Origin of the sequence: Amycolatopsis sp. cmx-11-12 (genome assembly GCF_046269425.1) — a bacterium.
In the GTDB taxonomy this organism is placed as follows: Bacteria; Actinomycetota; Actinomycetes; order Mycobacteriales; family Pseudonocardiaceae; genus Amycolatopsis.
The window spans coordinates 1-14,955 of record NZ_JADNQM010000050.1 but is presented as its reverse complement, the minus strand read 5'-3'; the positions used below and the strand labels follow the sequence as shown (position 1 = coordinate 14,955).

Below are 14,955 nucleotides of genomic sequence, written 5' to 3'. Positions count from 1 at the left end.
ACGGCGGAGGCAGAACATGAAGCAGTTGATCGATTCCAGCGACATCGCCGACGACGTCGCGGCGCTACGGGAGCGCATGTCCGAGGACGGCTACCTCTACTTCCCAGGCCTGCTGCCCAGCGACTACGTCACCGGTGTTCGCGCCGACATCGCGGCCGTGCTCCACGACAGCAGGTGGCTGGCCTCCGGCACCGAGCCGCACGAGCTGCGGGCGTCCGACCGGGCGGTCGAGGAGGGCAAGTCCACCTTCTTCGGCATGTACTCCGCCGTCCAGGCGACGCAGTCCTTCCACGAGCTCAGCGAACGGGAGGAGCTGCGCGGCCTGGCTCGGCGGCTGCTCGGCGAGGAGGTCTTCTGCCACCCGATGCACATCGCCCGCATCACGGCGCCGACGCCGCGGGCCACACCCACGCCCGCTCACCAGGACTACCGCCTCATCCAGGGCGCGGTCGACACCCTGACCATGTGGATCCCCCTCGCCGACTGTCCCTCCGACGCCGGCGGGCTTGAGGTCCTCGCCGGGTCGCACAAGCTCGGCGTGCTCGGTGTGTCCCGGGCGGAGGGTCCCGGCGGGGTCACCGCGCAGGTGGCTGGCAGCGGCGTGGATGACTGGCGCAGCACCCACTTCGGCCAGGGGGACGTCCTCATGTTCACCAGCCTCACCGTGCACGGGGCCCGCCCCAACCTCAGCGACCGGCTGCGGTTGTCGGCGGACATCCGGTGGCAGGCGAGGTCGGAACCGGCCGCCTTCATCGACGGCTACGAGCCGTTCCGGCCGCACTTCCACCCCGATGTGCCCGACTGGCCCACCCTGGCCCGGGGCTGGACCTCGACGACCAGCATCGAGATCCCGGAGGGGCTGACCTATGTCCGCAAGTTCGACTCGATGAGCGAACACGTGCCAACCCCTCCGTCCCGGTTCAGGTGAGCCGGCGCTTAACGGGGCCGGACCCGGTCGAGCTTCGGCGGCCGGACCGGCGACCTCGCCTCCAGGTACTTCCAGAGCGCGTCCGCACCGGAGTAGATGCTCCGATCCTGGTTCCTGGCATCGAAAAGCGCCGTGAACCCGGGTGTGGCGTTGCGGGCGAAGAAGTTGTTGGCCAGAGTCGCGATCCGGTACTCGCGGTCGGCCTTCACCGGCTTCCCGTTGATCCGGATCTTCTTGATGTCGACGTGCTGCCCGAGCGGGGCGCCGGGGTCGTAGGTGTAGGAAACGTTGCCGGAAACGGCCATGTGCCGATACGTCACGACACCGTCGGCCCCCCGCTGCCATTGGCTCTCGATCAGCTCGTCGAGTTTCCTGCCGGTCACCGTCCCGCGCACGACGGCCGGGCCGATGCCGTTCTCATAGACCGTGCCGAAGACCAGCTCGGAGAACAGCACCCGCCCTGGCGCGTCCGCGGGATTGGCCGGATTGGGAGCGAAAGGTATGTCGCGCAACAAGATTCCCGGCATCGCGACCGCGAGGTCGGCCTGTCCGTCCTTGTTGGCCGCCCAGAGGAACGCATCGGCGGTCACGTTGCCGAGCGTGGACTCCTCGTCGGTGCCGGAGGTGCGGGTGAGATCGCCGGTGACCGTGGCGACCTGCTGGTTCCCCCGCGCGGGGAGCCGGTCCTTCCAGTACTTCGCCATCCGCTGCACCTCGGGATCCGGTGCGACATCACGGGTGTTGGCGTGGCTGACCGACTTCGTCCGGTCTCGGCGGACATCGCCGGTCGCCGGGTCCAGCTCCAGGTTGATCTCGTTGATCAGCCTGCCGTGGTTCGCCGCGTCCACCACCGGGCGGGGATTACCGGCCGGGTCGGGCAGCATGCAGTTCACCAGCGCGTGCCAGTGCCCGCCGACGATGGCGTCCACCGCCGGGCTGATCTGCTTGTTCATGTCGGCAAGCGGGCCGAACGGTGCGGTGCAGTCGTTGTACCCCGCCCCGTTCGCTTGCGAGAACCCTTCGTGCACAACGGCGACGATGGCCTGGACGCCCCGCCCGCGCAGCTCCTCGGCGTAGCGGTTGATCGTCTCCACTTCGGGCAGGAACTTCAGCTCGCTCGGCCAGTAGGAGAGCTGCTCTTCCGGCGTGTGGGTGGTCGTGGCGTGGATGAATCCCACCGGGAGCGTGCCGCCGCGACCGTCATCGACCTGCCGCACGTGGTACGGCTTGACCAGCGGCCGGCCGGTGGCTTCGTTGACCACGTTCGCGGAGTAGTAGTCGAAGTCCGCGCCCTGGAAGCGTTTCCCGGTCGAGTCGGTGAAGCAGAGGTCGCGGTCGGGGCGGCCCTTGCAGGTGCCCTCCATCATGTGCTTGAGGTAGGCCGGTTTCCGGTCGATCTCGTGGTTGCCCACGGTGGAGAACTCGACGCCGATCATGTTCATGTACTCGATCGTCGGCTCGTTCCAGAACCACGCGGTCTCCGACGGCCAGCCGGAGAAGTCGTCGCCCGCGGAGAACAGTACGGAGTTCTCCGGTGCGCGCAGCCGGTCGAGGTGTGAGGCGAGATATGCCCCGCCACCGACGGTTTTCGCGGGCTCACCGGCACGCGAGCCGGGCACGGTCGTGGTGTACTCGCCGAAGTAGCCGTGCAGGTCGGTGATCGACAGCAGCTGCACGGGAACCCCGGGCGCGGACTCGGCCGTCGCGGCCGGTGCCAGTGAGACGGCCAGCGACGCGGCGGTGGCGATCGCCGCCGCGCGCCATCTCTTGGGTGATGCGGACATGGCAGACCTCCTTACTTCTCGGGACGGAGCAGGGCGTTGCCCTGTTTGACAGCCTCCCCGGCGGCGTCGGGGACGTTGACCGATCCGAGGTACATGTCGTTGAAGATCTGGTTGATTTTGGGTTCCGCCGCGGCGAAGCCGGACACGATCGGGAAGTTCACCGTCTTGCCGCGCGCCTCGTCCAGGAACGGCTGGGTGTCGATGCCCTTGGCCTTCCAGTGCTCGACGTAGCGCGGGGCGAGGTCGTTGATGGCCGGGAAGACATAGCCGCCCTCGGCCATGATCGCCTGCGCCTCCGGGGTGGCCAAGAACGACACGAGCTGCTTGGCCTGGTCGGGATGCTCGGTGCGGGAGTAGACCGCCTCGCCGAGGCCGTTGATGATCACGACGCGGCCCGCCTTGCCCGCGGGAAGCGATGCGGTGCCGATCGGGAAGGTCGAGCCGGGGGCGACGAAGGGCAGCAGCGCGTTGTTGGCCGGGAAGACCGCGACCTCGCCGCGCTGGAACATCTCGGTCGCACGGCCCGCGGGCGGGTTGGTCTGCTCGGCGGGCGGGGACACGTGCCACTTCTTGATCAGGTCGACGCCCCACTGCAACGCCTCGACCGAAGCGGGCTCGTTGAAGTTGAACGTGCCGTAGGGCTTGGTGATCGTCGTGCCGCCGTTGCTCGGGATCCAGTTCAGCCACTGGGTGCCCGAGTGGTTCCAGGAGGCGAAGCCCCACCGCTTGACCTTGGCCGGATCGAAGCCGGATTCATTGGGGTGCTTGCCGTTCACGTCGACGGTGAGCTTCTGCATCAGCGGCAGGAACGTCCCGGATCCGTCGGGCGCCCAGGTCAGCGGCTCGGTGGGCATCTCGACGCCGGCCTCGGCGAAGACCTGCTTGTTGTAGAGCATCCCCGGTACGCCCCAGTCCTTGGGGACGGCGTACATCTTTCCCCTGTAGGTAAAGGAATCCACCACGTTGGGGTGGTACTTGTCCTTGGCAAGGCCGGACTGTTCCACGGCGGCGGAGACGTCCATCAATGCGCCCTGCGTCGCCAGTTCGGGGAAGTTCGCGGGCGTCATCCAGAACACGTCGGGCGCGGTGCCGGAGACCATCTCGGTGACGAGCTTGGTCCAGTATTGGTCGTAGGGCTGAAGCTCGATCTTGACGTCGATGTCGGGGTGCTTGGCCTTGAACGCCTCGAAGACCTTCTCGTAGCCCTTCTGCTGCTGCTCGTCCCAGATTCGGTAGGTCAGTGTCGTCTTGCCGTTGCTGTCGCCGCTGCCGCCACAGGCGGCGACCAGCCCGACCAGTGCGCCGACTGTCAGCATGCTGAACATCTTCCGCCGGAAAGCCGAGAGCTTCATGGGGACACTCCTTTGTGTCACTTGAGTCCGGTCAGGGCGACCGACCGGACGATGTAGCGCTGGAAGAAGACGAAGACGAGCAGCATCGGCAGCAGCGTGAGCAGGCTGCCTGCCATCATCCGGGTGTAGTCGATGCCGATCTCCGAGCGCAGGGCGGCGATCGCGACGGTGACCACGCGGGTGTCCTCGCTGCTGGTGATGATCAGCGGCCACAGGAAGTTGTTCCAGGACGAGATCACCGTGACGATCGCCAGCGTGGCCAGGATCGGCCTGCTCAGCGGCAGGATGATCCGCCACAGGATGGTCAGGTGCCCCGCGCCGTCCACCCGCGCGGCCTCCTCGATCTCGCGCGGGATGCTGCGGAAGAACTGGCGCATCAGGAAAATCCCGTACGGCGTGCCGAAGACGTACGGCGCGACGAGCCCGTACCAGCTGTTCACCAGGTCCAGCTCACGCATGATCAGGAACAGTGGGATCAGGGTCACCACGTTGGGCACCATCAGGGTGGCCAGGTACAGCCAGAACAGCGAGTTGCGGCCTCGGAAGTCCAAGCGCGCGAACGCATACGCCGCCAGCGTGGTGAAGATCAGCTGCCCGACGGTGAGGACGGTGACGAAGATGAAGGTGTTCAGGATGGATTGCGCGAAGTCCGAGCCCAGCAGCGCGCCGAGGTTCTCCAGCGTCGGCGAGGACGGCGGCGCCCACGGTGCCGCTTCGAAGAGCTCACCGCGCGGTTTCAACGCGGTCGAGACGATCAGCCAGTACGGGAAGACCGACATGGCCGCCCCGATGATCAGCGTCGCGTAGAGGGCGGCGCGGCGGGAGGGCCGCCGTCGCCGGGTCGTCGTGGTCACGGTCGGCCCCTCTCAGGTCAGGTCGTAGGTCGTGGTGCGGTTGAAGTACCGGACCTGCGCCATGGTGACCGCGAGGATGATCAGGAACAGCACCATCGCGATGGCGGAGGCGTAGCCGAAATCGAACTGCCGGAACGCGGTCTGGTAGATCGTGTAGTTGATGACCTCGGTGCTGTTGCCGGGACCACCGTTGGTCATCACGAAAACGGTGTCGAAGACCTGGAACGAGCCGATCACGTTGGTGACAAGGACGAAGAACAGCGTCGGGCGCAACAGCGGCAGTGTGATCGCGAAGAACTGCCGGACCGGCGACGCCCCGTCCAGCGAGGCCGCCTGGTAGTAGTCCTTCGGGATGGACTGCAACCCGGCGAGGAAGAACAGCATGTTGTAGCCCGCGAACTGCCACACCTGCGTCGCCGCCACCGAGGGCAGCGCGAGGCTGGCCGACGACAGCCAACTCGGCCCGTCGATCCCGAAGATCTCCAGGAAGGAGTTGACCGCGCCGTTGGCCGGGTCGAAGATCCAGCCCCACACCAGGCCCATCACCACCGGCGTCGCCATCCAGGGCAGGACGAACAACGCACGGAAGATCTTCACGCCGCGCACTCGCTGGTTGAGCAGCAGCGCGAGCAACAGGGCCAGCATCGTCTGCACCGGGATGGTCAGGACCACGTAGGCGATGGTCACCAGCAGCGAGTGGCCGATCCCGCCGTCGGCGAAGAGCCGCTCGTAGTTGGCCAGCCCGACGAACTCCGGCACGGCCAGCAGCTTCCAGTCGAACAGGCTCAGCCCGGCGACGATCAGTACCGGCAGCAACAGGAACGCGACGACGCCGAACAGGCTCGGAGCCACAAAGGCATATGCCGTCAGGGTTTCCCGCGCCCGCCGACGACGTCCCCGTGGCGGCACCGGCCGGGTCGAGGCCGGTGGCGGCGGGGCCGGCACCGTGAGGACCTGAGTCATGGCGGACTCCCTTCCGGAGATCAGGCAGGACCGGTTGACGGCGTGAGCAGCTCGCGGGTGCGCGTGGCCCCCCACTCGTCGAGGTCGGCGAGGCGATCGCTCGAACACCTCCACCCACCGCTGGAGGCCACGTGATCCGCCCAGCCGGCGCGGTCTTCCACGCGCGGAGACACCAGCAGGCAGTCGGGATCGTTGACCCACAACCGGCCGTGCATGAACTCCCGCGCGGCCCCTGCCAGCCGCGCGCCGAGCTGCGAGGGCTGACTGACGTCCCCGGACTTGGGTTCGACGGCGACCGCGGTGTCCGGGCTGACCCGCATGGCGTCGACGAGTCCCACACTGGGCAGCATCGGTGCGCCGCAACCGAGAACGGTCGAGTCCGGCCCGACCGCCTCGCGGATGATCCGCATCCCCGCCACGTAGGCGTCGTGCCCCGACACGTCGGCGTGTCGCGGGCCGGGGTGCGCTCCGGCGTAGATGTAGTCGATCTTGAAGAACGAAAACCCGGTCGCCACAAGGGATCTGAACACGCCACCGAGATGCTCCGCCGCGCCAGGGTGCGTCACGTCGAGCACCGCGATGTCCCGGTCCCACTCGCGCATCGCGGGCGTGCCCCGCACCAGCCAGTCCGGATGCTCGGTCGCCACCCGGCTGTCGGCGGCGACGAAGAACGGCGTCAGCCAGATGCCCGCGCGCCGTCCGGTGTCGGCGACGCGTTTCGCCACTCCTTCAAGGGATCCGAAGCCCGGCCGGATGTCGAGCCAGTCCCCGATCGCGCTCTGGTAGCCGTCGTCGAGCTGGATGATCTCCAGCGGCAGCTCCAGTCGTTCGGCGTGCACCAGGGTGTCGGCGATGTCCTGCTCGGTGACCTTGTTCCAGTGCCCGTACCAGCTGCTCCACCCCGGACCGAGCGGACGGACCGCCGTCACGCCACCGCCGGCCGCCACCTCCTCGGCCCAGGCGACGAGCGCGCGCGGGAGGTCGGCGTGCTCGGTCTCCCGGACAGCGCCCAGGCTGGAGACGACGAGCCGGTCCCCGAGCGCCCGCACGCGGATGGAGGGGACTTCGGCGGAGTGATCCACCGCGGACCACGACCGCACCGGGCCGCCGTCGCCAGGGTCGATCACGATGAGTCCCTCGCCCTGGAAGCCGGACTCCGGCATCGGCCGGTCGAAGCGGAAGCAGCTCGCCGCGATCTGCGCCGAGGACGGCCGGGGCGAGGTCGCGTCACCCGGGTAGGTGCCGGTGGGACTCCAGGACTGCCAGCCCTGTTCGAAGACGCGCGCCCGAGCCGGCACGCAGGCAACCTCGGCGATCGGAAGGTACATCGGCGTCCCTTCGTGGTGGTTTTCGTTTGTTTATGCGCATAATGGCTCACAAATGAGCACTATATGCGTACTCTAGACGGTAATTGAACAGAAAGAAACATGTGCACGCATACCGGGAGGCAGCGACCATGAGCCACGACGACGCGCGAGACCGGGCGGCGCACCTCGTTCCCCAACCACACTCGGTGCTGCTCGGCGCGGGGGTGCTCCGGCTTCCGGCCGAACTCCCGGTGCGCCTGGACGTGCCGGCGGAGGAACGGGCGGCGGTCCTGCGGGCGATCGCGCTGCTGCCCATGGCCGGCAAGGTCGTCACCGAACCCGCGGTTCTGCGGGTGCTGCTCCGCGCGGGCGCGACCCCTCCCGAGGGTTACGTGCTCGACGTGACCGAGGCCGGACTGACCATCACCGCGGCGGACCGTTCCGGTGTCGTGTACGCCGTGCAGACCCTGCGCCAGCTCCTTCCCGACGCCGCGTACCGGCAGGCCGCGCCGTCGGACACCCGGTGGGTCGCACCGGTCGTCCGCGTCGAGGACAGCCCACGATTCCGCTGGCGTGGAATGCTCCTCGACGTCGCCCGGCACTTCCTGCCCAAGCGGGAGGTGTTGCGCCACCTCGACCTGATGAGCGCGCACAAGCTGAACACCCTGCACCTGCATCTCAGCGACGACCAGGGCTGGCGGGTGGAGAGCCTTCGCTTCCCGCGCCTGCACGAGGTCGGCAGCTGGCGGGCGACGAGCCAGGTCAGCCACTACTCCGACGAGGTCGTCCACGACGGCACACCGCACGGCGGCTACTACACCCGCGACGACCTCGCCGAGATCATCGCCTACGCGGCGGACCGCGCGATCACGGTCGTCCCGGAGATCGGCGTTCCCGGCCACACCGGCGCCTTGCTGGCCGCCTACCCGGAGTTCGGGTCCCCGTCCGTGCCGGATCGCGCGGTGCACACGAACTGGGGTGTGCACGACGCGCTCCTGGCGCCGTCGGAGCAGTCCCTGGAGTTCCTGCGCCTCCTGTTCGACGAGCTGCTCCCGCTGTTCCCTTCCCCTTACGTGCACGTGGGTGGCGACGAGTCCGTCCTGCGGGCGTGGGACAACGATCCGGTGGTGCGTGCGTTCGCCGACAAGCGGAGGCTTTCCGGGAGCGCCGAGATCTTCGCCGCCCTGATGGCCGAAGTGCGGCAGATGCTGACTGAGCACGGCAAAACACCGGTCACGTGGGACGACAGCTTTGCCGCACAAGGAACCGCCGCCGACGCGGAATCGACCACCACGCTGGTCATGGCGTGGCGTGGCGCGGAGGTCGCCCGCCGGGCGGCGGCGGCCGGTCACGACGTCGTGCTCTCGCCGGTCATGCCGACCTACTTCGACTACTTCCAGGAGGCCCACCCCGACGAGCCACTCGCGATCGGCGGCCCGGTCACCCTCGGCGACGTCGCCTCGTGGGAGCCGATCCCGCAGGACTGGTCCGAGGCCGAAAGTGCTCGTGTGCAAGGGATCCAGTGCCAGATGTGGACCGAGTTCGTCGAGGACCCACGACTGGTCGACTACCTCCTGTACCCGCGAACGTGTGCCTTCGCGGAGATCGCTTGGGGCTCCCGCACGCAGGATCTCCACCGGCGGCTGCCCCGCCACCTCGACCGGCTGGCGGCGGCCGGAGTCGAGTTCCGCCCGCTGACCGGCCCGGCGCCGTGGCAGCGCGGCGGCACCGGCAGGCGAGCCCATCGTGCCGGGGTCCCGATGGCCGAGCGCCTCGCGAACTACGCCGACGCGGCCGCGACCGGAACCGTAGCGGATAGCCCTGACGTGTAAGGAATTCCGCGCGTGGTGACGGTGCACAGACGCCGTCACCGCGTCGGAGTCCGGATCGAACGGGCGAGGTCCAGCGCGTCGACGTGGTGCGGGTCCTCAGCCAGCAGCGCGGCCAACCGGTCACCCGCACGTGCGTGCTGCCCGTCGAGAATGTCGAGCTGCGCCCGCAAAAAACCTACTCGGCGCAGCTGCGCGGCGGCCGGGTCCTCGGTGAACAACAACATCGACGGCAGCGAAGTCGCGAAGTAGTCCACGGTCGCCGGGCTCGCCTCCAACGTGTCGCAGAAGGCGCGCAATGCCTCCGTGAGCCGGTCGGCTTCCTCGGTGCGACCAAGCCTGCGCAGCGCGAGCACCGAAGAGTAGGTCGCCTCGGAGTAGGGCTGGGTACTCATCCCCAGGAAGTCGCCCTGCTGCGCGGCGGCTAGCTCCCACGCCGCCCGGTCGCCAAGCAGGTCACCCCGCATCAGGTGCAGCTGCGCGGTGTTCGCGAGCGGATGCCTTGCCTCACTGAGGGATTCCGGCGGCGCGAACGCGTCGTCCACTGTGGACTGCAAGCGGCACAGCCGGTCCCACACGCGCAGCACGTCGCCCTCACCGCCCTCCCACGGTTGGAAGGTGCGGCCGAGCAGCAGTTCGCGGGCCTCGTCGAGCCGGTCGGCGGTGATCAGCAGGTGCGCGAGTTCAAGGGTGGCGTCGTCCCGCGTCTCGACCAGGGCGCGGTTCCGCAGGAGCCAGTCCAGCCGTTGCCCTGGCGGCACGCCGCGCCTCGCACTGAGCTGGTCACGCTCGAAGATCAACCTGGCGTCGTCCCCCGCGACGGCGAGCGCGGAGTCGTAGGCCGCGCATGCCTGGTCGGCGTCACCGAGGTGGTTGAAGGCCGCGAGCCCCAGATTCCGCCACACCACGGGATCATCCGGGTCGATCGCCGCCGCGGCGGTCCAGGCCGTGCACGCGTCATCAGGGCGTCCGTTGGCGTAGAGCCAGTGTCCGAGCAGCGCGCGAGCCCGCGCGTCCGTGTCGTCGGAGTTCGCCGCACGCTCCAACGTCAACGCGTCGTCCAACCGCGAAGGAAAACACCACGTCGCGTCGAGATTTCGCGCCCTCCCAACGGCTTCACGCGCCTCGTGGTCTCTGCCCAGCCTGCGCAGCACCTCGGCTCGGTAGTACTCCAGCAACGGCCCGGCCGCTGTCTGTCCGATCGCGCGAGCACCCTCCCGCTCGCGGGCGACGTCGAGCACCCGCAGCGCCGCATCGTGCTCACCAACGCCGACGTACTCCAGCGCGAGGTCAAGGCAGGTCTGCGCGTCCGTAGTGAGAGGCAGGCCAAGTAGATCGCGCGTCCACCAGTCCAGGGGATCAAGCGCACGGGTGGCTTCGGCAAGTTCTGCCGCTTGACCATCTTTTCCGATACGGCGCAACACAATCACCCGGAGCGCACGGGCTTGTAGGTGCTCCGGCTCGGTGCGCAGCACATCCTGAAGCCTGGCCAGCGCCTCCCTGTTCCGCCCGTGTGCGGCGTCGATGCGCGCCATGCGATAGCCCGCCGGTGCCCGCCACGCACGCGCCCAGGAGCTGGAACCGTATACGTCGTACGCCTCTTCGGCCCGGCCGAGTCGCTCCAGCACGAGACCGAGGCAGTACAGCGCGGTCGTGTCGACCGGATTGGGGTTCAATGTCGTCAGCCGGGAAACGGCTACCCGCAACAACTTCTCCGCCTCAGCGAAGTCGCCACGCTGATACGCGCGCCCGGCGAGCCCGACATTGGCCGCGACATGCGCTGGATCGCGGCGCAAGGCCTCACGCCAGTACAGCTCCGGCGAGCGCGTCGCGTGCCGGTACTGATCGAGGTGCGCGCCGATCACGGCCAGCTCTTCCACGGTCGGCACGTCCTCGGGCGCGGCGGGCTCGCGTGCCGGGGTGACTTGATCGTCCGCACTGGGGACCAGGGAATCCCACTCCACCAACAGTTCGTCACCGTGGAGGACGCGCAGCACGAGTCGATCAGCGGGCCGCGTCAGCGGGATGCTTTCATGGAAGGGCTTGCCCGGCGCGATGTCGGCGCGCACCTCGGCGACCTCGGCCCCAGTGCCGTCGACGAGCGACAAGCGGCATCCGGGGCGGTCAGCCGTCACTGCGACTCCGACCCGCGCGCTCGTTCCCCGGAGGTCCACCCGCACCGCGGCGTCCACGGTTGCCGCCTGCACCGGACCGATCTCCTGAATCGGATACCAGAACTGGGAAAACACCTTCGTCTCCCCGGGCGCGATGAAGGAGAAGTCCGGCTGGTTGTCGGTGAAAACCCCGGCCATCAATTCGACATAGGCCGAACCGTCGTCGGTCAGATTGCGGCCCCACGCGTCACCGAACTCCGAAGCGCCCCAAGTCCACTGCTTCTTCCCGACAGCGATCTGCCGATCGGCGACGTGCACGAACCCGGCCCGCGCGGCATGGTCATAGCCGCCGAAGAACGTTTCCTTGCTGCCCACACACATGTACGAGGTCGGCACCGGGATGTTGCGGTACCAGTCAAGGCGGTCGCCGCGGACCCGCACGCCACCGGCGACCGTGTCGACCTCGTCGCGGCGGGCCGGGTAGTCGACCCCGTAGTAGGCCCGGTCCGCGGCGGGGAAGCCGGTCGTCGCACGCTTGGCGTGATCGGCGACCACGCGCACGTCACGGGGGAAGAACGACTGGTAGTTCTCATCCGCTCGCGCGGCGATATTGGTCCACCACAAGAACGTCCGGGTCCGCTCGCAACGGTTGTACAGCCGCACCCGCAACTCCAGGACGGCGCTGTCGGGCCGCATCCGGACGCCGTGCATCCCCTTCATCCGGTCGAAGGGGTCGTGGTCGGAGCACCACACGGTCACGGCGCCATCGGGCTCGTGCTCGATCTCGACGTCGGTCGGCAGGAACGTGGCGGGACGATGGTGCTGCGGCCAGTTGAACTCGACTCCGCCGGAGATCCACGGGCCGGTCAGGCCGACGAGAGCGGGCTTGATCACCGGGTTGCGGTAGAAGAAGTCGTAGTTTCGGGTGCGGTCGAAAGCAACGTGAATGCGGCCACCGAGCTCGGGCAGCACCATCAGCCGCAGCCAGCGGTTCTCCAGGTGCACCGCGTCCCACTCCGCCGGGGCCTTCACCGGGCTGATCCGGTCATGGAACGGCAGTGGATACACCCGCCCGGAGGAGCCCTGATAGACGCGCCGGTCCAGGTAGGCGGGATACCGGTCGGGCGCCTCGGGAAGGTAGCTGTCGATCATCACCCCCGCCCGCCACGCCGCGACCCCTGCCTCGGCGTGCTCGGCGGGTCGGGACGGCAGGATCAGCGTCGATTCACCCTGTGACATGCGGCAACGCTATGCCCGGGCACCCGTTCGGCGGGATGGCCGAATCGACCGAGTCACCTGGACGATTCGACGGCCGGATGTACGGTGTGCGGATGCTGCTGCCCGATGGCTTCCCAGGTCAGCGGTTGCGCGTGCTGCCGCGGCCGCTGGTGGCGTCAGCCCTGCGCAGAGCCCCGACCTCGGGCCTGCTCGTCACCGACGCCGGGTACTTCCCCAGCGCGGCCGACCACGGCATGCACCGTCCGCGCAGCGCACCGGAAGCCATCGTGATCGTCTGCACCGACGGGGTCGGGCATTGCGAGGTCGACGGCAGGGTGAGCGTGATCAGGCCGGGAAACGCCCTCGTCCTGCCCCCATCCCGCCCGCACTTCTACTGGGCGGACTCGCGCGACCCCTGGACGATCTGGTGGCTGCACGCCGCGGGCTCCCAGGTCTCGGAGCTGCTCTCGGTCGTCACGCCGGACGGGGGAGAAGCCATCATCGAGGTGCGCGACGCCTACCGGGCCGTCTCGGCGATCGACGACGCCATCGGCTTCCTCGAACGGGACGAGAGCTTCCCGCACCTTATCTCGGCCTCCGGCGCGGGCTGGACCCTGCTGGCGCAGCTGGCCGCGGACGCGCTGACCGAAGCCCACCAGCCCACCGAGCCGGTTCGCCAGGCGCAGGAGTACCTGCGGCACAACTTCGCGAAGCCGGTGATCGTCAAAGAGCTGGCGCGCACGGCGGGCCTGTCGCCCTCGCACTTCGCGGCCCTGTTCCGGATGGCGGCGGGCTGCGGCGTGGTCGAATACGCCAAGCGCCTGCGGATGGCCCGAGCGCGCGAGCTGCTGGCCACCACGTCCCGCGACATCTCCGAGATCGCCAGGACCATCGGCTACAACGACGCGTTCTACTTCTCGCGCACTTTCCGCAGAGAACACGGTTGCAGTCCCAGCGAGTACCGACGCGGGAAGAACTAGTTGTTGCCGGTCGTGAGGTTGTTGACGCGGGGTAGGGCCTGAGGACGGGGACGGGTCTTTCAGCGGCTCGCCCTCGCTGCGGCCGAAGCGACCGCCAAGACCATCCCCAGGACTTCAGTCCGACTTCTCGGGCGCGGATCAGACCACAATGGACAGTGAGAAATGGAAGAAATGCGTCCATGTAACACAAAACCCCACGTCATCGAAACCGAAAACGTGGGGTCTGAATGTGCGCCATCAGGGACTCGAACCCCGAACTCGCTGGTTAAGAGTCGGAACCTTGGCGTGTCGGATGGTGTCAAATGACGTCGGACAAGACCTTTTCGTCTGGTCGCGAGGTGGCTGCGGTGTCGGGGTGTGTCGCCTGGTGTCGGACTGTTTCGGACCTCACGGGCTAGTCTCGGGCTCGCCGACGCCGGGTTCTGCCGCTTGGTCCAGCTGTGGTGAAGGGCCGCGTTGTTGGGTGGTGTGGACGATGACGGTGGAAGATCGGCGCGATCCTGATCGGCATGCTGACCACCAGCGACGTCACCGCCTTCGCCGACAAGGTGTACCAGGGTGCGGGCTGCACGGGTCCGCACCCCGTTCAGATGCCACGCCACACGCCCTCACCTGTCACGCGGGCAGAAGGCGGTCTACTGTGTCCATGCCCGCATCCGCGCGCTCGGCGAACGCGCTGTCTCGCTGCTCATGGGCTGGAAAGTGGCCAAACTCCGTTGCTGCCCACGCCGGGCCACCGCGATCATCCTCGTCCTGCACCGCCTCGAGACTCGCCCCGGCCACGATGAAAGGGTTCATTCCACGGCGATTCCGCGGGCCTTGAGGGTGTCCTCGGCGCCGGGGGCGGCCATCATGGCCTCGCCGCCGCCGTGGATCACGCGGAGGTTGGGTAGCAGGGCGAGGTCGTCCAGTGAGGTGACGTCGAAGAGGTCGTCCTCTCCGTCCCAGAACGGCGAGCACTGGTGGTAGATCTCCAAGCCGCCGTCAGTGGTCAGTTCTTCCACAGCGGCCAGTTGGTCGGGGGTGATCTCCAAGTCGGTGAAGTACTGGCGGGCTTCCTCAAGGACGGTGTACAGCAGGTCCTGTTCGCGCAGGTACTTCCACAGGTCGCCGGTGGCGCCCTTGGCGTGGAGAATGTCGGCGATCCGGAATCGGGGCTGGATGACCTTGTCCTGGTACATGAGCTTGTCGATGACCAACAGCTTGAAGTTGAAGTCGCGGAACATGCCCATCATCTACCAGACCACCCCGACAATCCGGGCAGTCAACACACACCTTCTGATCGGCGAATCGTGCACACTGGGCCCTCTTCATCGTGACGTCGCAGGTCACGGCGCAGGCTTGCCTGGCCCATAGCGCTGCGGAAGCAACGGCGGAGCTAGGGCCTGTTTCAGAAGTGGGTCTTGGTTTGAGATGATCTTCGTGTGGGGCGTGGTGACCTGACGGATGAGCAGTGGGCGAAGCTGGAACCGTTGCTGCCTATTGGGAAGAAGCCGGGTCGTCCGCCGGTGCATCCGCGGCGGCAGTTGATCGACGGGATCCGGTTTCGGGTGCGTACGGGTGTTCAGTGGCGGGATGTGCCGGCCCGGTATGGGCCCTGGCAGACGGTGTATGGGTTGTTCCGGC

At 68.0% G+C, this 14,955-nt stretch carries 11 protein-coding genes and 1 pseudogene; 5 read left to right on the top strand and 7 right to left on the bottom strand.

Going from position 1 to position 14,955, the window contains the following annotated elements:
* Window positions 1-16 precede the first annotated feature (16 nt).
* The gene (locus ACLARN_RS40025; protein ID WP_409496689.1) at window positions 17-928 is read left to right on the top strand and encodes a phytanoyl-CoA dioxygenase family protein; all 912 of its coding nucleotides are present in this window, start codon (window positions 17-19) and stop codon (window positions 926-928) included.
* Window positions 929-936: 8 nt separating this feature from the next.
* Here ACLARN_RS40025 and ACLARN_RS40020 read toward each other — a convergent pair whose 3' ends face one another.
* Genes ACLARN_RS40020 through ACLARN_RS40000 form a run of 5 tightly spaced genes read right to left on the bottom strand, consistent with a single transcriptional unit; the run spans window position 937 to window position 7,179 of the window.
* The gene (locus ACLARN_RS40020; RefSeq protein WP_409496688.1) at window positions 937-2,712 is read right to left on the bottom strand and encodes a bifunctional metallophosphatase/5'-nucleotidase; all 1,776 of its coding nucleotides are present in this window, start codon (window positions 2,710-2,712) and stop codon (window positions 937-939) included.
* 11 nt (window positions 2,713-2,723) lie between these two features.
* Window positions 2,724-4,064, bottom strand: a complete 1,341-nt coding sequence (locus tag ACLARN_RS40015; protein WP_409496687.1) for an ABC transporter substrate-binding protein — start codon at window positions 4,062-4,064, stop codon at window positions 2,724-2,726.
* A 17-nt stretch (window positions 4,065-4,081) separates the two neighbouring features.
* Complete coding sequence (locus ACLARN_RS40010) at window positions 4,082-4,918, bottom strand: carbohydrate ABC transporter permease (RefSeq protein ID WP_125798859.1); 837 nt, start codon at window positions 4,916-4,918, stop codon at window positions 4,082-4,084.
* A gap of 12 nt (window positions 4,919-4,930) precedes the next feature.
* Window positions 4,931-5,881 (bottom strand): carbohydrate ABC transporter permease, encoded by a 951-nt coding sequence (locus ACLARN_RS40005; protein WP_409496686.1) that lies wholly within the window; start codon window positions 5,879-5,881, stop codon window positions 4,931-4,933.
* 20 nt (window positions 5,882-5,901) lie between these two features.
* Window positions 5,902-7,179 carry a glycoside hydrolase family 36 protein gene (locus ACLARN_RS40000; RefSeq protein WP_409496685.1) on the bottom strand — a complete coding sequence of 426 codons (1,278 nt, stop codon included), beginning with the start codon at window positions 7,177-7,179 and terminating at the stop codon, window positions 5,902-5,904.
* Window positions 7,180-7,337: 158 nt separating this feature from the next.
* Between ACLARN_RS40000 and ACLARN_RS39995 the strand changes: the two genes are divergently transcribed.
* Window positions 7,338-9,020, top strand: coding sequence for a beta-N-acetylhexosaminidase (locus ACLARN_RS39995; protein ID WP_409496684.1), 1,683 nt, complete (start codon window positions 7,338-7,340; stop codon window positions 9,018-9,020).
* Between the two features lie 35 nt (window positions 9,021-9,055).
* Here the strand turns inward: ACLARN_RS39995 and ACLARN_RS39990 are convergent, their stop codons facing one another.
* A complete protein-coding gene (locus ACLARN_RS39990; protein WP_409496683.1) occupies window positions 9,056-12,370 on the bottom strand; it encodes a DUF5107 domain-containing protein in 3,315 nt (1,104 codons plus the stop codon).
* A gap of 11 nt (window positions 12,371-12,381) precedes the next feature.
* On the opposite strand from ACLARN_RS39990, the gene ACLARN_RS39985 reads away from it, so the two are divergent.
* Window positions 12,382-13,329, top strand: a complete 948-nt coding sequence (locus ACLARN_RS39985; protein WP_409496682.1) for a helix-turn-helix domain-containing protein — start codon at window positions 12,382-12,384, stop codon at window positions 13,327-13,329.
* Window positions 13,330-13,829: 500 nt separating this feature from the next.
* Window positions 13,830-14,097: pseudogene (locus ACLARN_RS39980) on the top strand (IS5/IS1182 family transposase); the annotation flags it as partial.
* Window positions 14,098-14,123: 26 nt separating this feature from the next.
* On the opposite strand, the gene ACLARN_RS39975 reads toward ACLARN_RS39980, so the two are convergent.
* A complete protein-coding gene (locus ACLARN_RS39975; protein WP_409496681.1) occupies window positions 14,124-14,555 on the bottom strand; it encodes a DUF6892 domain-containing protein in 432 nt (143 codons plus the stop codon).
* Window positions 14,556-14,753: 198 nt separating this feature from the next.
* On the opposite strand from ACLARN_RS39975, the gene ACLARN_RS39970 reads away from it, so the two are divergent.
* Window positions 14,754-14,955: transposase (locus ACLARN_RS39970; RefSeq protein ID WP_409496680.1), on the top strand; the 202-nt coding region annotated here is incomplete at its 3' end.